This is a genomic window from Alcaligenes sp. 13f (assembly GCF_020496585.1).
GTDB lineage: Bacteria > Pseudomonadota > Gammaproteobacteria > Burkholderiales > Burkholderiaceae_B > Alcaligenes > Alcaligenes phenolicus.
Genome location: NZ_JAHKKC010000012.1, coordinates 24,362 through 49,590 on the forward strand (window position 1 = coordinate 24,362; position 25,229 = coordinate 49,590).

Here is a 25,229-nt window from a genome sequence, read left to right on the forward strand (position 1 = left end):
TTGCCGTTCTGAAACGAATTTTCTGTCAAATATGCGCGAAATGGATTAGCACGCGCTACAATAGCCGGTTAGCTGCGCCTTGATTGTGGGCGTTGGTGTAACTTTTTGACTGGCATCAAGGGAGCAATGAGCGTACATTCTTCGCGTAAACGACTGGTTGCGGGTAATTGGAAATTAAATGGCTCGCTTGATGGCAACAGCCGTCTGCTGCAAGAACTGCTCGTTCAGCCTGGTGCGCAGGCAGATTGTGATGTGCTTGTATGCGTTCCTTATGTGTATTTGCCTCAAGTGGCAGGTATCTTGAAAGGTTCGACCATAGCGGTCGGCGCTCAAGATGTCAGTGTCCACGCCAAGGGTGCATACACGGGGGAAATCTCGGCAGCCATGCTGGCTGATATAGGTTGTCGCTGGGTGATTGTCGGGCATTCCGAGCGCCGTCAGTATCACCAGGAAAGTAGCGCTCAGGTTGCCGCCAAAGTTGTTGCAGCACTGGATGCGGGCTTGACGCCTATTGTCTGTATTGGCGAGCAGTTGGCCGATCGTGAGGCAGGGCAGGAAACCTGTGTGGTGCAAGATCAGCTTGAACCCATCAAAGCTCTTGGGGCTGAAGTGGTATCCAAACTGGTCCTGGCGTATGAGCCGGTCTGGGCTATTGGTACGGGCCTGACTGCAACGCCGGAGCAAGCGCAGCAAATGCATCAACAGATTCGTGCCTATATGGAGTCGGATCAGTTGCGTATTTTGTACGGTGGCAGCGTGAAGGCAGATAATGCCGCCGAGCTGTTTGCCATGCCGGATATTGATGGTGCCTTGGTGGGTGGTGCATCTTTGGATGCGCAAGAATTTTTACGTATTGTGGCCGCTTAAAGGGTCTGGAGTCTTTAAATGCAAGATTGGATGTCTTCCGTTCTGATGGCGGTGCAGGTTATCTCCTCGCTGTTGATTATTGGTCTGGTTCTGCTGCAGCAAGGCAAGGGCGCTGATATGGGCTCGGCCTTTGGTGGCGGCTCGGCAGGGAGTGTGTTTGGTGCGGCAGGTGCGGCGAACTTTTTGTCGCGCATGACCAAATGGGCGGCAATCGTCTTTTTTGTGTCCACCGGTGGTTTGGCTTGGGTTGCTCACCATCCTGCACAGAAAGCGGATGCGGGCGTGATGCAAGGCTACGAATCTTCCGTGCCTGGCGCAGCTCCATCAGGCGCAGCCTCGGTTCCGGCTCCTGACGCCTCTGTGCCAGCTGCTGTACCTTCGGCAACTCCAGAGCAAAGCGCTCCTGCGGTTCCTGCTGCTGAGTAAGTTCGATCTGCTTTGGGGGTCAATGCTGCTCTATATATAGAAGGCAGCAAAGATCACAAGCAGGATCGGAAAATACGATATCAAAGCCCGCCTTAATGGCGGGCTTTGTTCATTTGACTGTGTTTGTGTGGAATATGCCTGCGTACGTGCTTTTTTAGGCGTTTTAAGCTGTTTTGTACTGACAGCTTTACTTTTGTCATGCTAATATCGCTGTCTTGATTGCTTGCCGACGTGGTGGAATTGGTAGACACGCTATCTTGAGGGGGTAGTGGCGAAAGCTGTACGAGTTCGAGTCTCGTCGTCGGCACCAAACAAAAAAGTTGAAAAGCTCTGCGATTGCGGAGCCTGGAAATAAAACCTGATCCTGACAAAGGGCAGGTTTTTTTTTATCATTTTTCGGGCGTTTTGCCTTCTTGTGTAAAGTGCTTGCATTGTGATTTTCAAGGCCTGTTCTTGATTGTCTGAAAAGTGATTGAACCGGGTCAGTGCATGCTAAATTCTTTGTTGGTGTAAATTCCCATAATGTGAGAATTTATCAGGTGGGTTGAGTGGCCAGCTTTGGCTCTCGATAGGCTGGGGTCGGCGATCTTGTCTTTTTCGGTGCCGATTTCATTTTTTGCCTTGTTTGCAGAAAACCAGCATTGGCAACCGATTGCTCGGATCACTTAAAGCAAGTTCTTAAGAAGATTCCGGCTTTAGCCTGCTAATTGTCGCGCTTGCTCAAGGCGGCATGGAAAGCGGCTTCAAGTGGGTTTTTGTTGTGTATAGCCAACAAGCTGTGCACAAAGATTCACGTTTCCGAAGGGTTTCGTAGTCAAGCGACGGGAATTTTGATGCAATAGCGTTAACTTCCCATCGCGGAGTTAGAAAGAGCAGCAGCACTGTTGTAGTTGGGCTGCTCTGATTTACTCAAATCTACGGAGATTTCTTACATGAAAAAGACTCTGCTCGCTGCTGCTCTGATGGCCGGCTTCGCTGGCGTCGCACACGCAGAAACGTCTGTCACCCTGTACGGTATTCTGGACGCTGGTATTGGTTACCAAAAAGTTAAAGGTTCCGAAGGTTACGTTACCAGCGGTCCACAAACTGAAATCAACTCCAAGCGCACTGGTCTGATCAACGGTATTCAGTCCGGCAACCGCTGGGGCCTGAAAGGTTCCGAAGATCTGGGCGATGGCCTGCGCGCTGTGTTCGTTCTGGAAAGCGGCTTTGATATGGGTACCGGTAACTCTGGTCAAGGCGGTCGTTTGTTTGGTCGTCAAGCCACTCTGGGTCTGGCTGGTGACAGCTGGGGTCAACTGGACTTCGGTCGTCAAACCAACATCGCTTCCAAGTACTTGGCATCTGTTGCTGATCCTTTTGGTGGTGGTTTCGATCAGGCTAACATTGGTGGTGCTTTTACGGCTGCTGACACCGTGCGTTACGACAACCTGGTTATGTACCAGACTCCTAACTTCTCCGGCTTCCAGTTCGGCGTTGGTTACTCCTTTAACGCTAATGGCAAGCAGGCTTGGGATAAAGATCTGCCACTCTACGAGACGGGTAACCCCAACTCGATCGGTACAGCCAACTCCAAGGACTTCAACCAACAAGCTATTACTGCTGGTTTGCGTTACGCCAATGGCCCTGTTGGAGTCGCACTTACTTACGACCAAATTCGTAAGCGTGGTCTGAACCCAGCTTCCGGTAATCAGGGTGCTGGTGCTACTTACTCTGGTGCCCAAGATACTACTGTTCGTTCTTGGAATATTGGTGGTAGCTACGACTTTGAGGTTATCAAGGCTTATTTGGCCTTCGGTCAAACTCGTAATGGTTTGTTCGAAAACCGTACTTTTGGCGAAGATTTGAATCAACAAGCTTTGTTGGGTAAAGGCTTGAAGGTTAACTCTTACCTGGTCGGTCTGTCTGCTCCAGTTGGTGCTGGCACTGTGATGGGTTCTTGGACTATGGCTGATCCAGATAAGGCTCCTGATTCGTTCTACCAAAGCTACGCTCACGATTCTTGGGAAATGAAGAAGCAGCACACTTTCAGCCTGGGTTACAGCCACCCACTGAGCAAGCGCACGAACGTGTACGCAATTGGCTCCTACGTCAAGAACGTGTACTTCATGCCTGATGCTAAGTCGACTCTGATCGGCGTTGGTCTGCGTCACCAGTTCTAATCGTTTTGCGTAGCATGTCTATGCATCGCGATGAGCAAGTCTTCGGGCTTGCTTGAGCTGAAGAAGTATAAAAAGCCATCCTTCGGGATGGCTTTTTTATTGCTCGCTATCTGGGGTGTTCAGGTCAGTCTGTTTGGATTGCGGCTCTTGGGCTGTTTTGAGGCTGTTGCTTCTAGGGTTGTTGGTATGTGCTTGTCTTCGCTCTTGCGGTTCTGTGTGCAGATCTGTTGAATGAGGTGATGCTGAGGCCTGCTGTGCCTAGCGTCCGAATCGCTTGTGTGTTGTGCTTGCTTATCTACTATTCCGACTGCTCGGTCTTGTTTGTCTTGCTTACAAAATAAGCGCAAAAAATCGTTTTCCTGGCTGTTGTGGCTGACATTTTCCTTACAAAAGCGGGTAAGATAATTAACCGTTGCCTGAAATCGCAACCCTTAATAAAGTAAATAATCAATAGTTGAAGGGTTTTTGGTCAGGTAGCTGACAGTTTTTGCGGCATGGGTGCAACACCCGTGCATAGATGTAATGGTTTGGGGTTATCCCCCAAAACTGTGCTCTCAAAATGCTACAATCCAAGAGTTTATTTACTGCGATTGGATGCTTTGCATGAACCTGCAAGAGTACTTTCCCGTTTTGCTATTTATCATCGTCGCCACTGGGATTGGCCTGGCTCTACTTTTAGTCGGTCGAGTGCTCGGTCCAAACCGGCCCGATGCTGAAAAGCTCTCTCCTTACGAATGCGGTTTTGAGGCATTCGGCGATTCGCGCATGAAGGTGGACATTCGTTACTACCTGATCGCGATTCTGTTCATCATGTTCGATCTGGAAATCGCTTTTCTGTTTCCCTGGGCCATGGCCAATGGAACAGTAGGCCTGGTCGGTTTCTGGACCGTTATGGCGTTCCTGGCCGTTTTGACGGTCGGTTTTATCTACGAATGGAAAAAAGGCGCTCTGGACTGGGAGTAAACCCATCCATAGAGAACCCTGCTAGGGGTTTTCGCGTCTGCTGCTGGGCATAAGGGGCACGAGGATGCGTCTTGATGACAGCGGGTTTGGTCAGCAACAGGATAGGCCGGGGCTTCCCAGGGTCTGATCCGGCAAAAGGCAACTACTATGGCTATCGACGGCATTCTCAAAGAAGGTTTTGTGACGACCAGTGCAGACAAGTTTCTGAACTGGGCAAAAACAGGGTCCATGTGGCCCATGACATTTGGTCTGGCCTGTTGTGCAGTGGAAATGATGCACGCTGGTGCAGCTCGTTATGACCTGGACCAATTCGGCATTATTTTCCGTCCCAGCCCACGTCAATCTGACTTGATGATTGTGGCGGGCACCCTGTGCAACAAGATGGCACCCGCCTTGCGTAAGGTGTACGACCAGATGGCCGAGCCACGCTGGGTCGTCTCCATGGGCTCCTGTGCCAACGGTGGCGGTTACTACCACTACTCCTACTCGGTCGTTCGCGGCTGTGATCGCATCGTGCCGGTAGATGTGTACGTGCCAGGCTGCCCTCCGACTGCTGAGGCTTTGGTTTACGGCTTGCTGCAAATGCAGAACAAGATCCGTTTGACCAATACCATCGCACGCTGAACGGTTAGAACAGGCTAAACAAGACTATGACACGGCTAGAAACTTTAAAAACCAACTTGCTCTCTATCCTTGGCGAGCAGGCTGCGTTGACGCAAGCGCGCAATGAACTCACTTTGGAAGTGCCCGCTGATGCATGGGTCGACACTTGCACATTGCTTCGCGACCACGCTGATCTGCGCTTTGAGACCTGTATCGACTTGTGCGGGATTGATTATTCCGCCTGGAAAGCGCCCACCTATCAGGCTGCATCGGCTCAGTTTCCCCATCGCTTTGCCGTTGTACTGCACCTGATGTCCTTGAAGCACAACTGGCGCCTGCGTGTGCGCTGCTTTGTGCCCAACGACGATTTCCCCGCTTTGCCAACCCTGTTCGAGGTCTGGCCGTCGGTGAACTGGTTCGAGCGCGAGGCGTTTGACCTATACGGCATTATTTTCGAGAACCACCCTGATCTGCGTCGCATCCTGACCGACTATGGTTTCATCGGTCATCCGTTCCGCAAAGACTTCCCCATCTCCGGCTACGTCGAAATGCGCTATGACACCGAGCAGAAGCGGGTCATTTACCAGCCCGTCACCATCGAGCCGCGTGAAATCACGCCACGAGTGGTGCGCGAGGACGATTACGGAATTGGGCGATAAGCATCATGGCAGAAATTCAAAACTACACCCTGAACTTTGGTCCTCAGCACCCAGCCGCACACGGTGTGTTGCGTTTGGTGCTTGAGCTGGACGGCGAAGTCATTCAGCGTGCTGACCCCCATATTGGTTTGTTGCATCGCGCCACCGAAAAGCTGGCTGAGCACCGCACTTTCCTGCAAACCCTGCCATACATGGATCGTCTGGACTATGTGTCCATGATGGTCAACGAGCACGCTTACTGTATGGCCGTGGAGCGTCTGGTCGGTGTTGAGGTGCCGTTGCGTGCCCAATACATCCGCGTCATGTTTGACGAGATCACCCGCATCCTGAACCACCTGATGTCGGTCGGTTCGCATGCGCTGGACGTGGGTGCCATGGCCGTGTTCCTGTACGCCTTCCGTGAACGTGAAGACCTGATGGACTGCTACGAAGCGGTCTCCGGCGCCCGTTTGCACGCGGCCTACTACCGTCCTGGTGGCGTTTACCGCGATCTGCCCGGCACCATGCCTCAGTACAAGGCCAACAAATACCGCTCCGACAAAGAACTGAAAGCCATGAACGAAGCGCGTTCGGGTTCTTTGCTGGATTTCATCGAAGACTTCACCAACCGTTTCCCCGCTTGTGTCGACGAGTACGAAACCTTGCTGACCGATAACCGTATCTGGAAGCAGCGTCTGGTGGGCGTGGGCGTGGTTGATCCCGATCGCGCCAAGGCGTTGGGCTTTACCGGCCCCATGCTGCGTGGTTCGGGCGTGGAGTGGGATCTGCGCAAGATGCAGCCCTACGAAGTCTATGATCGCGTCGAATTTGATATTCCTGTGGGTCGCAACGGTGACTCTTATGACCGTTACCTGGTTCGTATCGCAGAAATGCGCGAGAGCAACCGCATCATCCGTCAGTGTGTACAGTGGCTGCGTAACAACCCCGGTCCTGTCATCACGGATAACCACAAAGTGGCGCCGCCATCGCGCGAACGCATGAAAACCGGGATGGAGGACTTGATCCACCATTTCAAACTGTTCTCCGAAGGTATGCACGTGCCTACTGGCGAAGTGTATGCCGGTGTGGAGCATCCCAAGGGCGAGTTTGGCATTTATCTGGTATCTGACGGCGGTAACAAGCCTTACCGCATGAAGATCCGTGCTCCGGGCTTCGTCCACTTGCAGGCCCTCGATGAAATGAGCCGCGGTCACATGATTGCCGACGCGGTAACGATCATCGGCACGCAGGACATTGTGTTTGGCGAGATCGACCGCTAAGGTCGCGCCTGGAAAAACGGAACCGAATTATGTTGCTTTCCGAAAAAGCCTACCAACAGATAGATAAGGAACTGAGCAAGTTCCCGGCAGATCAACGTCGCTCTGCCATCATGGCCTCCCTGGCCATTGCCCAGCAGGAAAAAGGCTGGGTATCGCCAGAAATTATCGAGGATGTGGCCCAATACATTGGCGTGGAGCCTATCGCTGTGCAGGAGGTTGCGACCTTCTACAACATGTTCCACACCAAGCCCGTTGGCCGCGTCACCATTTCCGTTTGCACCAACTTGCCCTGTGCGCTGCGTGATGGCGTCAAGGCTGGCGAGTACCTGAAAGAGAAACTGGGTATCGAATACGGTGAAACCACGGCGGACGGCCAGTTCTCCCTGATCATGGGAGAGTGCATGGGTTCATGTGGTGATTCGCCCGTCATGCTGCTGAACAATCAGCACATGTGCGTGCGCATGGAAGCCGAGCGCATTGATGCCATGCTCGAAGAATTGAAGACACACGGAGAATCGGCATGATTGCACCGGACATTCTGCGCAAGTTCGCACAGGGATTGGAACCTAACCCTGGTGGCGACCTGTCGCGCAGCATGATTTTTCATGATCGTCATATTCAGCCACAGATTCTGGCTGGTTTGAACGGCGATAACTGGGGCCTGGAAGAGTACGTCAAGCGTGGTGGCTATGAAGCTCTGCGTAAAGTACTGACTACCGGCATGAAGCCCGAAGACGTGATTGCTGAAGTCAAGACTTCGGCCTTGCGCGGTCGTGGTGGTGCGGGTTTTCCATCGGGTTTGAAGTGGAGCTTCATGCCCCGCAGCTTGCCCGGTCAAAAGTACCTGGTATGTAACTCCGACGAGGGCGAACCCGGCACTTTCAAAGACCGCGATATCCTGCGTTTCAACCCGCACATCGTGATCGAAGGCATGGCCATTGCAGCCTACGCCATGGGTATTACCGTGGGCTACAACTACATCCACGGTGAAGTGTTCGAAATTTATCAGCGTTTTGAAGAAGCGCTGGAACAGGCCCGTGCGGCTGGCTTCCTGGGTGACAAGATCCTGGGTTCGGATTTCAGCTTCCAGCTGCATGCGTTCCACGGTTACGGTGCCTATATTTGCGGTGAAGAAACTGCGCTGCTGGAGTCCCTGGAAGGCAAGAAGGGCCAGCCTCGCTTCAAACCACCATTCCCGGCCAGTTTTGGTCTGTACGGCAAGCCGACAACCATCAACAACACCGAAACCTTCGCGGCTGTACCCTGGATTTTGCGCAACAGCGGTCAGGAATACCTGGAAGTGGGTATCCCCAATGCGGGCGGTACCAAGATCTTCTCCATTACTGGCGACGTAGAGCGTCCCGGTAACTACGAAGTGCCTCTGGGTACACCGTTTGCCACCTTGCTGGAATTGGCAGGCGGCATGCGCGACGGTCGCAAACTGAAAGCTGTGATCCCTGGTGGTTCCAGCTCGCCCGTTTTGCCCGCCGACATCATCATGGCGACCAACCTGGACTATGACTCCATTGCCAAGGCTGGTTCCATGCTGGGTTCGGGCGCTGTCATCGTGATGGACGAGACTCGTTGCATGGTCAAGTCCCTGCTGCGCCTGTCCTATTTTTACTATCACGAAAGCTGCGGCCAGTGCACGCCGTGCCGGGAAGGCACAGGCTGGTTGTGGCGCATGGTGCATCGTATCGAGAACGGTCAAGGTCGCCCAGAAGATCTGGACATGCTCGATGACATCGCACAGAACATCATGGGTCGCACCATTTGCGCCCTGGGTGATGCTGCTGCCATGCCGGTGCGCAGTTTCGTTAAGCATTTCCGCGACGAGTTCGCACACCACATCGAGCATAAAGGCTGTGTGGTGCCTCAATATTTGTAGGCCAGGACAACGTAATGGTAGAACTCACCATCGATGGCATTAAAGTTGACGCCCCGGAAGGCAGCATGGTCATTCAGGCTGCCCATGACGCCGGGGTCTACGTGCCGCACTTCTGTTATCACAAAAAACTGAGTATTGCCGCCAACTGCCGCATGTGTTTGGTGGACGTGGAAAAAGCGCCCAAGCCTTTGCCTGCTTGCGCCACTCCCGTCACCAACGGCATGGTTGTGCGTACTCGTTCGGAAAAAGCCATTGCCGCTCAAAAGAGCGTCATGGAATTCCTGCTGATCAACCACCCCCTGGATTGCCCCGTGTGTGATCAGGGCGGTGAGTGTCAGCTGCAGGATCTGGCCGTGGGTTACGGTGGCTCCGAGTCGCGCTACAAGGAAGAAAAGCGCGTCGTGGCCGCCAAATCCATGGGTCCACTGATCTCGACCGAAGCCATGCAGCGTTGCATTCACTGCACCCGCTGTGTGCGTACTGGCGAAGAAATCGCCGGCGTTCAAGAGGTTGGTATGCTCAACCGCGGCGAACACGCCGAAATCACCACCTTTGTGGGGCGCGCAGTCGAGTCCGAATTGTCGGGCAACATGATTGACGTTTGTCCCGTAGGTGCCTTGCTCTCCAAACCTTTCCGCTTCAATGCCCGTACCTGGGAACTGGCCCGTCGTCGCAGCGTTAGCCCGCACGACAGCGTGGGCGCCAACCTGGTGCTGCAAGCCAAGATGGACAAGGTGCTGCGTGTTGTTCCTTTCGAGAACGACGAAGTCAACGAGTGCTGGATCAGCGACCGTGACCGTTTCTCCTACGAAGGCCTGTACACCGAAGATCGTCTGACTCGCCCCATGGTGCGCGGTGATGACGGCCAGTGGCGCGAAGCCTCCTGGAACGACGCCATGCAAACCATCGTTGCCGGCATGAACGCCGTGCGCGAGAAGTTTGGTGCAGATCAGCTGGGCTGTATTGGTTCGGCTACCTCCACGACTGAAGAACTGGCTTTGCTGGCTCGTCTGGGTCGTGCTCTGGGTACCGAAAACGTGGACTTCCGTCTGCGTCAGACCGATGCCCGTCTGGATGGTGCTCTGGCCGGTGTGCCTTGGTTGGGTATGCCTCTGACCGCCTTGAACGAGCTCGATCGCGTTCTGGTCGTGGGCTCCTTCCTGCGTAAAGATCACCCCTTGATGGCCCAGCGTCTGCGTCAGGCTGTCAAACGTGGCGCTCAAGTTTCCTTTATTGATTCGGCTGCCGATAATCCATTGTTCAATGCGATTGCTGGCCGCATGACGGTGGCTCCCAGCCAGTTGGCCAACTCTCTGGCTCAAGTGCTGGTTGCCGTTGCCAAAGCCAAAGACAGCGCAGTTCCTGCGGGTCTGGAAGGCGTGCAAGTTTCTGCTGAAGCTCAGCAGATTGCTGACAGCCTGGTTTCCGGCGAACGCGTCGCTATCTTGCTGGGCAATATGGCTGTCAACTCGGATCAGGCTAGCGTAATTGCTGCCAACGCCAATGCGATTGCACAGGCTAGCGGTGCCAAGCTGGGCTTCCTGACTGCCGGTGGTAACACCGTGGGTGGTTATTTGGCTAACGCCGTACCGGGCAAGGGCGGTTTGACTGCCGAGCAAATGCTGGCTCAAACCCTGCGTGCTTACCTGGTTCTGAATGTTGAGCCAGCACTGGACAGCGATCTGGGCGAACGAGCAGTAGAAACACTGAAGTCCGCCACCTTCTCGGTCGCGCTGACTTCATATCGTTCCGCTGCCGAGCAGTGGGCCGATGTGATGCTGCCCGTGTCTCCTTTCACTGAAACCTCCGGCACCTTCGTGAACGCCGAAGGCCGTGTACAAAGCTTCAAGGGTGCTGCAGCTCCTGTGGGCGATACACGTCCGGCCTGGAAGGTTCTGCGCGTGCTGGGCAATCTGTTCCAGCTGGATGGTTTTGACGATGAAACCTCCGAATCGGTTCGTGACTCTGTCATGGCTGCCGGTGTGGAATCGCGTCTGTCCAACCAGATCAATCTGGCTGCCAGCGTTCTGCCTGCAGCAAGCGGTCTGGAGCGTGTGGCTGATGTGCCTATCTACCGTAGCGATGCGCTGGTGCGCCGTTCGGCTCCCTTGCAGGAAACACCTGCTTCGGCAGCACCTACGGCTCGCATGGCCGCTGCCACGCTGGCCCAACTGGGTCTGGCTGACGGCGATCTGGTAAAGGTTCGTTCTTCGCAAGGCGAAGTCAGCCTGCCAGCTCAGCTGGATGACACCGTGGCATTGAACTCGGTGCGTGTTGCCACCGCTTTTTCTGAAACAGCCGCTTTGGGTAGCGCATTCGGTCAATTGACAGTGGAGCGTGCATAACATGGAATTTCTCTCTGCCATCAATAGCTACGGCACGGACCTGCTGGGTCCGACCGCATGGTATGTGGTGTGGACGCTGCTGAAGGTTGTTGCCATCGCTGTGCCCGTCATTCTGTGTGTTGCCTACCTGACTTACTGGGAACGCAAGATGATCGGCTTCATGCACGTTCGTCTGGGACCAACCCGTGTTGGTTATCGTGGCTTGCTGCAGCCTTTCGCTGATGTTTTCAAACTGCTGACCAAAGAGCTGATCGTTCCAGCGAAGTCCAACAAGGTCCTGTACCTGTTGGCTCCGGTTGTGACGCTGATGCCTGCTCTGGCTGCCTGGGCTGTGATTCCTTTCAGCCCCGATGTGGTTCTGTCCGACGTTAACGCCGGTCTGCTGTACATTCTGGCGATTACTTCGCTGGGTGTGTACGGTGTGATCGTGGCCGGTTGGGCTTCCAACTCCAAGTACGCCTTGCTGGGTGGTCTGCGCGCAGCCGCTCAGGTGCTGTCCTACGAACTGGCCATCGGTTTCGTGCTGATTACCGTGTTGCTGGTTTCCGGCACGCTGAATCTGTCGGGCATCGTGCTTGGTCAGACTCAGGGTTACTTTGCGGACAAGGGCTTGAACTTCCTGTCCTGGAACTGGCTGCCATTGCTGCCACTGTTTGTGATCTACGTGATTTCCGCCGTTGCTGAAACCAACCGTCACCCGTTTGACGTGGTGGAAGGCGAATCGGAAATTGTGGCCGGTCCCATGGTGGAGTACTCCGGTACTGGTTTCGCTCTGTTCTTCTTGGGCGAATACGCCAACATGATTTTCCTGTCGGCTCTGGCGTCCATCATGTTCTTGGGTGGCTGGACTCCCATTGTCGAGTTCGCTCCATTTACCTGGATTCCGGGGTGGCTGTGGCTGGGTCTGAAGACCTTTGTCGTGGTCTCCATGTTCATCTGGTTCCGTGCAACGTTCCCACGTTACCGCTATGACCAGATCATGCGTTTGGGCTGGAAAGTATTTATCCCGCTGACCGGTGTTTGGCTGGTTATTGTGGCGATCTGGATGCAGACGCCCTGGAACATCTGGCATTAAGGCTAAGGGGCAAGATTATGGAAGCAATCAAAGATTTCTTTGGCAGCCTGATGCTGTCCGAGATGCTCAAAGGCATGCGCCTGACGGGGAAGTATTTCTTCAAGCGCAAGGTAACCCTGCGTTATCCCGTTGAAACTACGCCCGCTTCGCCACGTTTTCGCGGCCTGCACGCTTTGCGTCGCTACGAAAACGGCGAAGAGCGTTGCATCGCGTGCAAACTGTGCGAGGCCGTATGTCCCGCCATGGCCATCTCGATCGAATCGGCAGAGCGCGAGGATGGCACCCGCCGTACTACGCGTTATGACATCGATCTGGCCAAGTGTATTTTCTGTGGTTTCTGTGAAGAAAGCTGCCCGGTCGATTCGATCGTGGAAACGCACATTCACGAGTACCACGGTGAAAAACGCGGCGATTTGTACTACACCAAGGACATGCTGCTGGCTATCGGTGACCGCTACGAAGACGAGATCGCTCGTCGTCGTGCCGCAGATGCACCTTATCGCTAAGGCCGGAGCTCTACACTCATGTTATTTACTACTGTTCTGTTTTATGTGCTGGCGCTGGTGATGGTGGTGGCCGCGTATCGCGTGATCGCTGCCAAGAATCCGGTTACAGCCGTATTGCATTTGATTCTGGTGTTCTTCACGGCCGCCATGATGTGGATCACGATGGGCGCCGAGTTCCTGGGCCTCTTGCTGGTGGTGGTCTATGTGGGCGCCGTGATGGTGATGTTCCTGTTCGTCATCATGATGCTGGACGTTCGTCAGGAATCCGCTGCCAAGAAATTCAAGGCTCACGTGCCTATGGGGCTGTTGATCGGCGCCATCATGGTTCTGGAAATGGGCTTTGTGCTGACCAAGCTGTGGTTCACAACGGCACCTGCTGCCGCGGTGGCTGCGGACTACAACAACACCCGTGTTATTGGCGAGTTGATGTACTCCCAGTACGTGCTGGCGGTGTTGCTCGGTGGCATTGTGCTGCTGGTTGGCATGATCTCGGCCATTGCACTGACTCTGCGTAAACGTGAAGGTGTCAAGCGCACCGTCTCCAGCGAACAAGTCAAGGTTCGTTCGCAAGACCGTCTGCGCATGGTTTCCATTCCTTCTCAAACCGAAAAGCCGTCGGCGTCCAGTTCGGCTGACGCTGTCGTGCCAGGAGACAAATGATGATGACGCTGACGCTTGCGCACTATTTGGTCCTGGGCGCTGTGCTGTTCACGATTGGCCTGTTCGGCTTTTTCTTGAACCGTCGCAACCTGATTATCTTGCTCATGTCTGTTGAGCTGATTCTTTTGTCGGCCAACATGAACTTTGTGGCCTTCTCCACCTGGATGGGCAACGAGGCAGGTCAGGTGTTTGTCTTTTTCGTCCTGACGGTCGCTGCGGCCGAGGCGGCCATTGGTCTTGCAATTCTGGTTCTGTTGTTCCGTAACCTTAATTCGATCAATGTCCAGGATCTCGACCAGCTCAAGGGTTGATGGGATAGCACACTAATGAACTCCATAAATCTTTACTTAACGATTGCGCTTGCTCCCCTGGTGGGTTCGGCGCTAGCCGGTTTGTTCGGTACCGGCTTTCTGGGTCGATTTATCGGCAAGACAGGCGCTCACCTGATTACGATCGCGGGCGTGCTGATTTCCTTTATCGGCTCGGTCATGGTCATGTTGCAGGTTCTGGAAGGCCAGACCTTCAACGGTCCGGTCTACACCTGGATCACCATTGGCAGCATTCAGTGGGATATCGGCTTTCTGATCGACAAGCTGACTGCCCTGATGATGGTGGTGGTGACGTCCGTGTCGCTGATGGTGCATATCTACACCATTGGCTACATGAAAGATGATCCGGGCTACCAGCGCTTTTTCTCCTACATCTCGCTGTTTACCTTCTCGATGCTGATGCTGGTCATGTCCAACAACATGCTGCAGCTGTTCTTCGGTTGGGAAGCGGTGGGTCTGGTGTCTTACCTGCTGATCGGTTTCTGGTACGAGCGCAAGACTGCCATTTTTGCCAACATGAAGGCCTTCCTGGTCAACCGTGTGGGTGACTTCGGTTTTGCTCTGGGTATTGGCTTGCTCTACGCCTACACCGGCTCCATGAACTACAGCGACGTGTTCGCCAAGGTTCAGGAACTGAGCACCATGACATTCCCCGGTACTGACTGGCAATTGCTGACCGTTGCTGCTCTGGCCCTGTTTGTGGGTGCCATGGGTAAATCGGCTCAGGTTCCTTTGCACAGCTGGCTGCCTGACTCCATGGAAGGTCCTACTCCTATCTCGGCGCTGATTCACGCCGCGACCATGGTGACGGCCGGTATCTTCATGGTGGCTCGTTTCTCGCCTGTGTTTGAACAGTCGACAACCGCGCTGTCCTTCATCATCGTGATCGGTGCAACGGGTGCCTTGTTCCTGGGCTTGCTGGGTATTATCCAGAACGACGTCAAACGCGTTGTGGCTTACTCCACCTTGTCCCAGCTGGGTTACATGACGGTAGCTCTGGGTGCTTCGGCTTACTCGGCTGCTGTGTTCCACCTGATGACACACGCTTTCTTCAAAGCCTTGCTGTTCCTGGGCGCTGGTTCGGTGATTATCGGTATGCACCACGATCAGGACATCCGCAATATGGGTGGTCTGCGCAAGTACATGCCTATTACCTGGCTGACTTTCCTGATCGGTACGCTGGCTCTGGTGGGTACGCCGTTCTTCTCTGGTTTCTACTCGAAAGAGCACATCATCGAAGCCGCAGGCGAAGCCGGTATCTGGGGTTCGACCTACGCTTACTACGCCACACTGATCGGTGTGTTCGTCACCTCGCTGTACTCCTTCCGTCTGTACTTCCTGGTATTCCACGGCAAAGAGCGCTTCCGTGACGTCAAGCACGACGAGTCGCATGGCCACGACGACCATCACGCTCACGGTGGCGATCCTCACGAGTCGCCTTGGGTGGTTACGCTGCCTCTGGTTCTGCTGGCCATTCCGTCGATCTTCGCCGGTATCTGGTTCGTTGATCCATTGCTGTTCGGTGGCTACTTTGAAGGCATTGTGACGGTTCTGCCTGAACACCCTGCAATGGCAACGCTGGCCGAGCACTGGACCGACTGGATGGCTTACGCCGTACACGGTTTTGGCACACTGCCATTCTGGCTGGTTGTGGCTGGTGCTGTGGTGGCCTGGTACATGTACCTGGTTAATCCTGCTTTGCCTGCCGCTATCAAAAAGAACTGCTCTTTTATCTACCGTATCCTGGAGAACAAGTACTACGTTGACTGGTTCAACGAGCAAGTGCTGTCTCGTGGCGTTCGCTGCCTGGGTACGGGCCTCTGGAAAGGTGCTGACCGCGGTCTGATTGACGGCCTGGTGGTCAACGGTAGTGCACGCGTAGTGGGCTGGGTGGCTGCAATCAGCCGTCATATCCAGTCCGGCTATGTCTATCACTACGCCTTTGCCATGATCCTCGGGATCCTGGCGCTCTTATCCTTTTTTGTACTGACGGTTCGGTAAATGGCTAGCGATATGGCGTCTTCTACTCTTCCTTGGTTAACGCTGGCGATTTTCGTACCTATCGTCGCTGGCCTGTTGGTGCTGGCTCTGGGGCGTGATGATCGTCCCACCTTCACCCGCTGGCTGGCTCTGCTGGGTTCGATTGCCGGTCTTGTTGTCACTATTCCTCTGTACACGGGCTTCAATCCCGGTACGGCCGACATGCAGTTTGTCGAGCTGGCCCCCTGGATTGATGCCTTCAAGGTGAATTACCACCTTGGCGTGGACGGTATTTCCATGTGGTTTGTTCTGCTGACTGCTTTCATCACGGTGATCGTGGTGCTGGCGGGCTGGCAGGTAATCAAGAACCGCGTGGCTCAATACATGGGTGCCTTCCTGATCCTGTCGGGTCTGATGGTTGGCGTGTTTGCCGCTTTGGATGGCTTGCTGTTTTACGTGTTCTTTGAAGCCACGCTGATCCCGATGTACTTGATCATCGGTATCTGGGGTGGTCCGAACCGCGTGTATGCATCGGTCAAGTTCTTCTTGTACACCTTGCTCGGCTCGCTGTTGACCCTGATCGCATTCATCTACTTGTGGAATGTGTCCGGCGGTACTTTCGATATCCTGACCTGGCATAAAGTGCCGCTGGATTACACCACTCAGGTGCTGATCTTTGCTGCTCTGTTCATGGCTTTTGCTGTGAAAGTGCCTATGTGGCCTGTCCACACCTGGTTGCCGGATGCCCACGTGGAAGCACCTACTGGTGGTTCCGTGGTGCTGGCGGCCATCATGTTGAAACTGGGTGCTTACGGTTTCCTGCGCTTTTCCCTGCCCATCGCTCCTGATGCTTCGCAAGGTCTAGCCGGAATCATCATTGCCCTGTCTCTGGTCGCGGTGATCTACATTGGTCTGGTCGCCATCGTTCAGGACGATATGAAAAAGCTGGTGGCTTACTCCTCTGTGGCTCACATGGGTTTTGTCACGCTGGGCTTTTTCGTGTTCAACACCACGGGTATGGAAGGCGCGATCATGCAAATGATCTCGCACGGTTTCGTGTCCGGTGCCATGTTCCTGTGTATCGGTGTTCTGTACGACCGTCTGCACAGCCGTCAAATCGCCGATTACGGTGGTGTGGTCAAGGTGATGCCTCGTTTCGTTACCTTCTTTGTGCTGTTCTCTATGGCCAACAGCGGTTTGCCAGGCACCAGCGGCTTTATCGGTGAGTTCACCGTCATCATGGGCGCGGTGGAGTACAACTTCTGGATCGGTCTGTTGACTGCAACAGCGCTGATTACAGGCGCGTCTTACTCGCTGTGGATGCTCAAGCGCGTGGCCTTTGGCCCCGTGGGTAACGACAATGTTGCCGGCATGAGCGACCTGAGTGGCCGTGAGTTCTTCGTTCTTGGCGTAATGGCGATTGCGGTGCTGGGCATGGGTGTGTATCCCAAGCCATTTACCGAGGTCATGCACGTTTCGGTTGAAGCGTTGCTGCAACACGTCTCCATCTCGAAACTGTAGGCCGAATCACTATGGATACTACCTTTAACTTTTCTCTGGCTTTGCCCGAGATCCTGCTCCTGGTTCTGGCTTCGTGTGTGCTGATTTTTGATGCTTTCAGCAAACACAAACAGCGCCACTCGACGTTTGTTCTGAGCCTGTTGACGCTTGCCGTGGTTGCGGCCAGCGTAGCCTGGCAGTGGTCCAAGGGCGTGAGCGGTGTCTCGTTTGGTGGCCTGTTCGTCGCAGACGAGTTGGCGCACTTTCTGAAGCTGCTTTCGTGTGTGGCCGTCGCCGCTACCCTGATCTACGGTCGTGAGTACGCCGAACAGCGCGACATGATGGAACGCGGTGGCGAACTCTACACCCTGACTCTGATGGCTCTGCTGGGCCAGATGATCATGATTTCGGCCAACAGCATGTTGACCGCTTATCTGGGTGTGGAGCTGATGTCCTTTGCGCTGTACGCACTGGTTGCGCTGCGTCGTGAACACCGTCAGTCCATTGAAGCGGCGTTGAAGTACTTCGTTCTGGGTGCGTTGGCATCGGGTATCTTGCTGTACGGTATGTCCATGATTTTTGGCGCTACCGGCCATCTGGAACTCCCACGTATCGCTGAGGTCATCGCTAACGGTCAAGCCGAACGTCTGGCTCTGGTCTTCGGTGTGGTGTTTGTTGTGGCAGGTCTGGCCTTCAAATTGACGGCTGCTCCTTTCCATATGTGGACACCGGACGTCTATCAAGGCGCTCCTACTACCGTTACCCTGATCATCGGTGCTGCTCCTAAACTGGCTGCTTTTGCCGTAACCATGCGCTTCCTGGTTGAGGCTCTGCACGGTATTGCCGTGGACTGGCAGCCCATGTTGCTGATCATGGCTGTGCTGTCGCTGGCTCTGGGTAACCTGACTGCGATCATGCAAAAGAATCTCAAGCGTATGCTTGCGTATTCGACCATCTCGCACATGGGTTTCATTTTCCTGGGCTTGCTGGCTGGCGTGTTCAATGGCGAGACTCACTCTCAAGCCTACGGTGCTTCGCTGTTCTATGTGGTGATCTACGTTTTGACCACCCTGAGCACTTTCGGTCTGATCCTGATCCTGAGCCGTCGTGGTTTTGAATGCGAAAACATCAGCGACCTGAAAGGCCTGAACCGCCGTAACCCTGGTCTGGCTTTGATCTGGCTGCTGTCCATGTTCTCCCTGGCTGGTATTCCTCCGCTGTCCGGCTTTGCTGCCAAGCTGAGTGTTCTGCAAGCCGTGGTGGGTGCAGGCTATGTCTGGCTGGCTGTGTTTGCCGTGATCATGTCCTTGATTGGTGCTTTCTACTACCTGCGTGTCGTGAAGGTTGTTTACTTCGACGAACCTGAAGGTGAAGAGCATCCTGTGGCAACGGGCTTGCTGACCAAGCTGGTCATGCTGGTAAACGGCGTTCTGATTATCGGCCTGGGCGTATTGCCTGGTGGCTTGATGGACACCTGCATCCGCGTGATTCAGTCTTCCTTGCAGTTTTAAGTAGGTAGCACTATGGACCAAAGCCTTTCCATCTGGGTCTTGATTGTTCTTTCCGTGATTACGGCTAATCTGCCGTTTCTCGTGGAAAAGCCCTTGCTGGTTTTGCCTTGGTCCATGCCGGGCGAGCGCTCAGGCCTCTCGCCCTGGCTGCAGCTGATCGTTGGCCTTGTGTACCTGGCCGTGCTGGCTGCTTTGGGTTTGGGAATCTACACGGTGATTGCCTCCAGCTCCGGCCTGAGCTCCTTGCCAGTCATGTTGGGCAAGTTGTTTTTGGGTCTGGCTTTGGTGGGGGCCATGTTTTACTTCCCGGCCTGGCGCTCTCGCCATCAGAAAGTTTCCAAAGGCTTTTTTTCTCGCCTTCTGGAAGTCTGTGCTTTTTACGGGATTATGGGTGCGTTCGGCTTTGCTTTTGAAGCCAGTATCGGTAACCCGTTCAAGCAAACTTGGGTGTTCTACACCATTACCTTTGCTCTGTTTTTGGTGATGGCGTACCCCGGCTTTGTGTATCGCTATTTGATGCGTCACCCCAAGGGCAAGTTTGAATAGTGCTGAATGCATGAAAAAAACCTCGCAATTTTGCGAGGTTTTTTTTGTCCTGAATGTCTGGGCCATGCCGTCAGCGGCTGGCTTTGACGCATGTGAGGGGCTGCACACCGCGTGTGCAGCCCGCAGAATCGATCAAGGTTTGTCCAGGGGAGCATGGGTAGCGCCAGCCACGCCCAGACGCTTGCAGACGCCCTGAGCCTCTTGGGCGAGAACCAGTGTCAGTTCCTCGGCAGGCAGGGCACGACCCAAGGCAGCGCTTTGTCCGCTCCAGAGGGAACTGAATTCGGTACGACCTTGTTTTTCAGCTTCGATACGCAGCGGGCTGAGAGCCGAACCCGCATGGGGAAATACCGGAGCGCTGGCACTTAAAGGACCGATTTCATCCATCAGACGAGTGCGGATACTGCGGGCAGGGCGACCGGAGAACAGATTGGTCAAGGCTGTGCCGTCCGAGCGACTATTGGACAGGGCTTCGCGATGCAGTGGAGTGATCTTGGATTCAGGGCAGAACAGGTAGGCCGTGCCAATTTGAGCTGCGCTGGCGCCCAAGGCCAGGGCGGCAGCAATACCGCGTCCATCGGCAATACCACCGGCCGCAATCACGGGAATAGTGACGGCATCGGCAATCTGGGGAACCAAAGACATGGTGCCCACTTGTGTATGCACTTTATCGTCCAGGAATATGCCACGGTGGCCACCGGCTTCCAGACCCTGGGCGATGATGATGTCGGCGCCGTGCTCTTGCAGCCAGACCGCCTCAGCTGTCGTGGTAGCGCTGGACATGACCAGGGCACCGGCTTTTTTCACACGCTGGACCAGCTCGGGGGAGGGCAAGCCGAAGTGGAAGCTGACGACTTCGGGTTTCAGGTCTTCGACCAATTCTGCATGCTGACTGGAGAAGGGCGCGCGTGCCGCTTTGGGCAATTCCTGATTGGGGTCCTGGCCGTATTCCTGGTAGTAAGGCATCAGGCGCAGACGCCACTCTTGCAGAGCCTCTGGCTCCAGGCGCAGGTCTTCATGACAAAAGAAGTTCAGATTGATAGGGGCCGATACGGCTTGCCGGAACAAGCCTACTTGTTCCCGAATCTGCTCCGGACTGAGCATGGCGCAGGCCAAAGAGCCCAGACCGCCAGCACGAGCAACGGCAATGGCCAGTTCGCTGTCTTGGGCGCCGGCCATAGGGGCTTGAACGATGGGATGTTCGATGTGGAGCAGATCCAGCAAGGTATTGTTGGGCCAGATGTACATGGAGGGCGTCCTCGGTCATTTCGCGATAGCTTTTATCGTAGCAGGATGAGTTCAGGCTGAAAACTGACATTGTCGCCTGTTGGCAGGGCCGTGCCGGGGCTGCAGCAGGCTACAATAATCGTCTTTTGGCACAGTGGCTGTGCTGTATTTTCTTGCTTTGTGGACGATCTGATGTCTCATCTCATTCTTCAAGGGCCGCGCCTGGATAGCGCCATCATCGAAAAAATTGCGGCAGTGGTGCAGGCCGATGGAGTCCAGGAGTTGGGTCCTACCGCCGTGCGCCTGCTGGGTGCAGATGCTACGCAACGCGCTGAGGTGCAGGCCCTGTGCAAGACCGGCGCGATGGATTTTGCTTTTCTGGAGCAGATTGATCGCCTGAAAGAAATGCGTGTGCTGGCAATGGACATGGATTCCACGCTGATCAATATCGAATGTATTGACGAGATTGCTGATATGGCTGGCCGCAAGGAGCAGGTTGCCACAATTACTGAAGCGGCCATGCGCGGCGAAATCAAGGACTTCACCGAGAGTCTGAATCGCCGTGTCGCATTTCTGGAAGGTGTGCCGGTCAGCGATCTGACTCGCGTCTATGAAGAGCGCTTGCAGCCTAACCTGGGTGCGGATCGTTTGATTGCGACGGCCCATGCCCACGGGGTGAAAACTTTGCTGGTGTCGGGGGGCTTCACCTTCTTCACCGAGCGCATGAAAGACCGTTTCAGTTTGAGCTACGCCCACTCCAACACCTTGGAAGTGGTGGACGGCAAGCTGACCGGTAAAGTGTTGGGCGCAATTGTAGATGGTCAGGCTAAAGCCCGTTTCCTGCAGGAACTGGCGGCTGAGCTGGGTGCAGGTCCAGAGCAGTGTATTGCGATTGGAGATGGGGCCAATGACTTGCCCATGATGTCCAAGGCCAAGTACTCGGTGGCTTATCGTGCCAAGCCGGTGGTGCAGGAGCAAGCCAGCTTTGCCTTGAATCACTCTCCGTTGGATGCCGTGTTGAACTGGTTCCGCCTGGACGTTTGATGTCGGCGGATCGTCAGCGTAGTCTGGCGAAAGAATGAAGGTGGGCGCCCCAAACTCAAGGCTTACCAAGAGTTGGTCTGTATATAGGCCTTCAAGCTCACCAGCGTAAACGCACAAGGCAGGAGTTTGGCTGTCAAAAATAAAAGAGCGCTGTCCTTGGGCAGCGCTCTTTTTTACATCCTAGCCTTGTTGTTAAGGCTTACTTCTCTTTGCGCAAGCTGTTCAAGACATTACGCACGGCTTGAATACGGTTCTTGATTTCCTCGCCTTTGGTAATTTCAACTTTCAGCTTGTCTGGCCCAGCCAGGCGGACCTGCTTGTTCTTTTGCACCAGTTCAATAATGCTGACCGCGTCCACATTGGGCTTGGAGGAAAACTGAATCGTCGCTTGAGCTTCGCTGGCATCGATTTTCACAATGCCCAGCGGTTCGGCCTTGATGCGCAAGCGATGCACGGCCAGCAGGTTTTCGCCCGCTTCTGGTAGCAGGCCGTAGCGGTCGATCAGCTCCTCATGGATATGGATCAGGTCGTCTTCGGTACGGGCGTGTGACAGGGCTTTGTAGTGTCCCAGACGGGCATTCACATCCGGACAGTAGTTGGCTGGCAGCAGCGCAGAAGTATGCAGATTCACTTCGCACTGCAAGGCAAAGGGCGAGTCTAGGTCAGGTTCTTCACCTGCTTTCAGGGCTTTGACGGCCGTGTTGAGCATATCCGCATACATGGAATAGCCCACTTCCTGAATGTCGCCGGATTGGGATTCGCCCAGCACTTCACCGGCACCCCGAATTTCCAGATCGTGCATGGCCAGGAAAAAGCCTGCACCCAGCTCTTCCATGGCTTGAATGGCTTCCAGCCGCTTTTTCGCATTGCTGGTGATGGCATCCTCGCCAGGGGTCAGCAGATAGGCATAAGCCTGGTGGTGGGATCGACCCACTCGTCCGCGCAGCTGGTGCAGTTGAGCCAGACCCAGGCGATCCGCACGGTGGATGACGATAGTATTGGCCGTAGGCACGTCAATGCCGGTTTCAATAATCGTGGTACACAGCAGCACGTTGTAGCGCTTCTGGTAGAAGCCCTTCATGACGGCTTCCAGTTCGCGTTCCGGCATTTGGCCGTGAGCCACTGCAATACTGGCTTCTGGCACCAGTTCTTCCAGACGGGCACGGCGGTTGTGAATGGTCTCGACTTCGTTATGCAGGAAGTAGACCTGACCACCGCGTTTCAATTCGCGCAGCAGCGCTTCGCGTATGGTGCTGCCATCTTCACGACGCACGAAGGTCTTGATCGCCAGACGTTTTTGCGGTGCCGTGGCAATGACGGAAAAGTCCCGTATGCCTTCCAGGGACATGCCCAAGGTGCGTGGAATAGGTGTCGCGGTCAGGGTCAGGATATCGACTTCGGCACGCAGCTGTTTCAAGGCCTCTTTCTGGCGCACACCAAAGCGGTGTTCCTCGTCGATGATGACCAGACCCAGTTGTTTGAAACGCACGTCCGAGGACAGGATTTTGTGCGTACCAATCACAATATCTACGCTGCCATCGCGCAGGCCCGCAATCGCGGCTTGCGTTTCCTTGGTCGAACGGAAGCGGGACAGTTCGGCAACACGGATAGGCCAGTCGGCAAAACGGTCCGAGAAGGTCTGCGCATGTTGCTCGGCCAGCAGAGTGGTTGGGCACAACAGGGCAACCTGTTTGCCGTTGGCCACGGCCAGAAAGGCGGCACGCAGGGCGACTTCGGTTTTACCAAAGCCCACATCCCCGCAGACCAGACGGTCCATAGGCTGGCCGGACGTCATGTCGTTCACGACGGCTTCAATGGCAGCAGCCTGGTCCGGTGTTTCCTCAAAGCCAAACCCTTCGGAGAAGGCTTGATAGTCATTGAGCGGCAGCTTGAACTTGAAGCCTTCACGAGCGGCGCGCTGAGCGTACAGAGCCAGCAATTCCGCAGCGCTGTCACGTGCTTGTTTCGCTGCGCGGCGGCGGGCCTTATCCCATTGGCCGGAGCCGAGCTGGTGTAAAGGTGCATGCTCGGGATCAGCACCGCTGTAACGGGCAATCACGTGCAACTGGGCTACGGGCACATACAAAGTGCTGCCTTTGGCGTATTCCAGGTGCAGGAACTCGACCGGGCCTTCGCCCAGGTCCATTTCTTTCAGGCCGCAGTAGCGACCAATCCCGTGCTCGGCGTGAACCACGGGGTCGCCTTCACGTAGCTCGGACAGGTCCCGCACCATGGCTTCCACATCGCTGCTGCGCTCGTTGCGGCGACGGCTGCTTTGGGTGCGAGTCTGGGTGGGGTAAAGGTCGTTTTCAGTCAGCAGGCTCAGGCTGTCATGCACCAAGGCAAAGCCACGTGACAAAGGCGCGACGACCAGGGCAAAAGCCGCGTCTGACTCCAGGAAATCGGCCAGACTCTGGCAGTCTGTTGCGGGTGACAGATCATGTTCACGCAGCATCTGCAGCAGCGTTTCCCGACGACCTGCCGAATCCGCACACAGCACGGTCCGGTTTTTCGGGTCCAGCACTTCTTGCCGCAGTTGAGCCAATGGATCCTTGTCGCGTCGGTTTACAGCAACCACAGGCAAAGGCTCGAAATCGGAATGAGCGATAGGCTGGTTGTCAGCCTGGGCGCTCAGGCTCAGGCGGCTGAAAGGCTTGATGCCATTGAAAAACTGCTCGTCTGACAAAAACAGGCTTTCTGGCGGCAGAATCGGGCGTTCACGGTCGTTCTTCAGGAAGGAAAAACGGCTATGAGTATCGCTCTGGAAGCGGCCAATCGCGTTTTGTGCATCCCCGTGAGTAACGACCAGGCTGCCTTGGGGCACATAGTCCATCAAGGTGGCTGTTTCTTCAAAGAACAGCGGCAGATAGTATTCAATACCGGCAAAGGCAATGCCGTTGCCTACATCTTTATAGGGCAGGGCACGTGAAGGATCGCCCTCAAAGAACTCGCGGAAACGCGCCCGGAATTGCGTACGCGCCTCTTCGTCCATGGGGAATTCACGGCCGGGTAGCAGCTGGATTTCCTTGACCGGATACAGGCTGCGCTGGGTGTCGATATCAAAGCTGCGTATGCTTTCAATTTCGTTGTCGAACAGGTCCAGACGATAAGGCAACACTGAACCCATAGGGAACAGGTCAATCAGGCCACCGCGAATGCTGAATTCGCCTGGAGCGCTGACCTGTGTCATATGGGTGTAGTTGGCCAACATCAACTGGGCGCGCAGTTGCGCCTCATCCAGCTCGTCGCCCTGGCGGAATGAGAAGGTGTAGGCGGCCAGAAAGGAGGGCGGTGCCAGACGATACAAGGCGGTGGTGACGGGGACCGTCAGTACATCGACCTCGTGCATGGTCAGGGCATGCAAGGTGCGCAAACGCTCGGAGATCAGATCCTGGTGCGGAGAGAAGCTGTCGTATGGCAGTGTTTCCCAGTCCGGCAATTGGCGAACGCGCAGGGCGGGGCCAAACAACAGGATTTCCTCGGCCAGCCTTTGGGCCGTCAAGGGATCGGCGCAGAGCACCAGAATAGGCGCTTTATGTTGGCGGGCCAGGTCGGCAATCAGGCAGGCATCACCCGAGCCGGGGGGCATGGGCTGCGAGTAGCGTTGACCGGGGCGTAAGGCAGCCAGCACATCTTGGGTGCTGGGCAGGGACAGGGAGTGCTGTTTTTCGGTTTCCAT

21 protein-coding genes and 1 tRNA gene are annotated in these 25,229 nt (G+C 55.1%); 20 read left to right on the forward strand and 2 right to left on the reverse strand.

The features are described from left to right. The first annotated feature begins 126 nt into the window (after nt 1-126). From tpiA to KOE80_RS11820, 19 genes are all read left to right on the forward strand, one after another. Complete coding sequence (tpiA, locus tag KOE80_RS11730) at nt 127-867, forward strand: triose-phosphate isomerase (RefSeq protein ID WP_226349198.1); 741 nt, start codon at nt 127-129, stop codon at nt 865-867. Between the two features lie 18 nt (nt 868-885). Further along, nucleotides 886-1,293, forward strand: a complete 408-nt coding sequence (gene secG / locus KOE80_RS11735) for a preprotein translocase subunit SecG (protein ID WP_226349199.1) — start codon at nt 886-888, stop codon at nt 1,291-1,293. A gap of 225 nt (nt 1,294-1,518) precedes the next feature. Next, a tRNA-Leu gene (locus KOE80_RS11740) sits at nt 1,519-1,603 on the forward strand. A 622-nt stretch (nt 1,604-2,225) separates the two neighbouring features. Further along, on the forward strand, nt 2,226-3,455 hold the full coding sequence (locus KOE80_RS11745) for a porin (RefSeq protein WP_226349200.1): 1,230 nt from the start codon (nt 2,226-2,228) through the stop codon (nt 3,453-3,455). Nucleotides 3,456-4,058: 603 nt separating this feature from the next. Further along, the gene (locus KOE80_RS11750; protein WP_003801061.1) at nt 4,059-4,418 is read left to right on the forward strand and encodes an NADH-quinone oxidoreductase subunit A; all 360 of its coding nucleotides are present in this window, start codon (nt 4,059-4,061) and stop codon (nt 4,416-4,418) included. Nucleotides 4,419-4,565: 147 nt separating this feature from the next. Next, on the forward strand, nt 4,566-5,042 hold the full coding sequence (locus KOE80_RS11755; protein ID WP_003801059.1) for a NuoB/complex I 20 kDa subunit family protein: 477 nt from the start codon (nt 4,566-4,568) through the stop codon (nt 5,040-5,042). 26 nt (nt 5,043-5,068) lie between these two features. Continuing rightward, nucleotides 5,069-5,680: an NADH-quinone oxidoreductase subunit C gene (locus KOE80_RS11760; RefSeq protein WP_009456690.1), complete on the forward strand. Its 612-nt coding sequence runs from the start codon at nt 5,069-5,071 to the stop codon at nt 5,678-5,680. Nucleotides 5,681-5,685: 5 nt separating this feature from the next. Further along, nucleotides 5,686-6,939, forward strand: coding sequence for an NADH-quinone oxidoreductase subunit D (locus KOE80_RS11765; protein WP_003801056.1), 1,254 nt, complete (start codon nt 5,686-5,688; stop codon nt 6,937-6,939). 29 nt (nt 6,940-6,968) lie between these two features. Further along, nucleotides 6,969-7,463: an NADH-quinone oxidoreductase subunit NuoE gene (nuoE, locus tag KOE80_RS11770; RefSeq protein ID WP_026483139.1), complete on the forward strand. Its 495-nt coding sequence runs from the start codon at nt 6,969-6,971 to the stop codon at nt 7,461-7,463. Continuing rightward, entirely contained in the window at nt 7,460-8,827 is a 1,368-nt protein-coding gene (gene nuoF / locus KOE80_RS11775; RefSeq protein ID WP_009456684.1) for an NADH-quinone oxidoreductase subunit NuoF, read from the forward strand. Before nuoE ends, nuoF begins: the two co-directional genes overlap by 4 nt. Nucleotides 8,828-8,841: 14 nt before the next feature. Further along, a complete protein-coding gene (gene nuoG / locus KOE80_RS11780; protein ID WP_035272463.1) occupies nt 8,842-11,172 on the forward strand; it encodes an NADH-quinone oxidoreductase subunit NuoG in 2,331 nt (776 codons plus the stop codon). 1 nt (nt 11,173) lies between these two features. Next, complete coding sequence (gene nuoH, locus KOE80_RS11785; protein ID WP_060186470.1) at nt 11,174-12,247, forward strand: NADH-quinone oxidoreductase subunit NuoH; 1,074 nt, start codon at nt 11,174-11,176, stop codon at nt 12,245-12,247. Nucleotides 12,248-12,264: 17 nt separating this feature from the next. Further along, nucleotides 12,265-12,753 (forward strand): NADH-quinone oxidoreductase subunit NuoI, encoded by a 489-nt coding sequence (gene nuoI, locus KOE80_RS11790; RefSeq protein ID WP_003801051.1) that lies wholly within the window; start codon nt 12,265-12,267, stop codon nt 12,751-12,753. An 18-nt stretch (nt 12,754-12,771) separates the two neighbouring features. Continuing rightward, entirely contained in the window at nt 12,772-13,413 is a 642-nt protein-coding gene (locus tag KOE80_RS11795) for an NADH-quinone oxidoreductase subunit J (protein WP_009456678.1), read from the forward strand. Between the two features lie 2 nt (nt 13,414-13,415). Continuing rightward, nucleotides 13,416-13,724 carry an NADH-quinone oxidoreductase subunit NuoK gene (gene nuoK, locus KOE80_RS11800; protein ID WP_026483136.1) on the forward strand — a complete coding sequence of 103 codons (309 nt, stop codon included), beginning with the start codon at nt 13,416-13,418 and terminating at the stop codon, nt 13,722-13,724. A 15-nt stretch (nt 13,725-13,739) separates the two neighbouring features. Further along, a complete protein-coding gene (nuoL, locus tag KOE80_RS11805; protein WP_086061087.1) occupies nt 13,740-15,743 on the forward strand; it encodes an NADH-quinone oxidoreductase subunit L in 2,004 nt (667 codons plus the stop codon). A gap of 12 nt (nt 15,744-15,755) precedes the next feature. Next, nucleotides 15,756-17,243: an NADH-quinone oxidoreductase subunit M gene (locus KOE80_RS11810; RefSeq protein WP_026483134.1), complete on the forward strand. Its 1,488-nt coding sequence runs from the start codon at nt 15,756-15,758 to the stop codon at nt 17,241-17,243. Between the two features lie 11 nt (nt 17,244-17,254). Continuing rightward, nucleotides 17,255-18,733: an NADH-quinone oxidoreductase subunit NuoN gene (gene nuoN, locus KOE80_RS11815; protein WP_226349201.1), complete on the forward strand. Its 1,479-nt coding sequence runs from the start codon at nt 17,255-17,257 to the stop codon at nt 18,731-18,733. 12 nt (nt 18,734-18,745) lie between these two features. After that, a complete protein-coding gene (locus tag KOE80_RS11820; RefSeq protein ID WP_009456672.1) occupies nt 18,746-19,279 on the forward strand; it encodes a DUF2818 family protein in 534 nt (177 codons plus the stop codon). Between the two features lie 132 nt (nt 19,280-19,411). Here the strand turns inward: KOE80_RS11820 and KOE80_RS11825 are convergent, their stop codons facing one another. Further along, a complete protein-coding gene (locus KOE80_RS11825) occupies nt 19,412-20,527 on the reverse strand; it encodes an NAD(P)H-dependent flavin oxidoreductase (RefSeq protein ID WP_115633925.1) in 1,116 nt (371 codons plus the stop codon). A 171-nt stretch (nt 20,528-20,698) separates the two neighbouring features. Here KOE80_RS11825 and serB point away from each other — a divergent pair, with 171 nt between their 5' ends. After that, nucleotides 20,699-21,550, forward strand: coding sequence for a phosphoserine phosphatase SerB (serB, locus tag KOE80_RS11830; protein ID WP_009456669.1), 852 nt, complete (start codon nt 20,699-20,701; stop codon nt 21,548-21,550). A 199-nt stretch (nt 21,551-21,749) separates the two neighbouring features. Here serB and mfd read toward each other — a convergent pair whose 3' ends face one another. Then, nucleotides 21,750-25,229, reverse strand: coding sequence for a transcription-repair coupling factor (gene mfd / locus KOE80_RS11835; protein WP_413228933.1), 3,480 nt, complete (start codon nt 25,227-25,229; stop codon nt 21,750-21,752).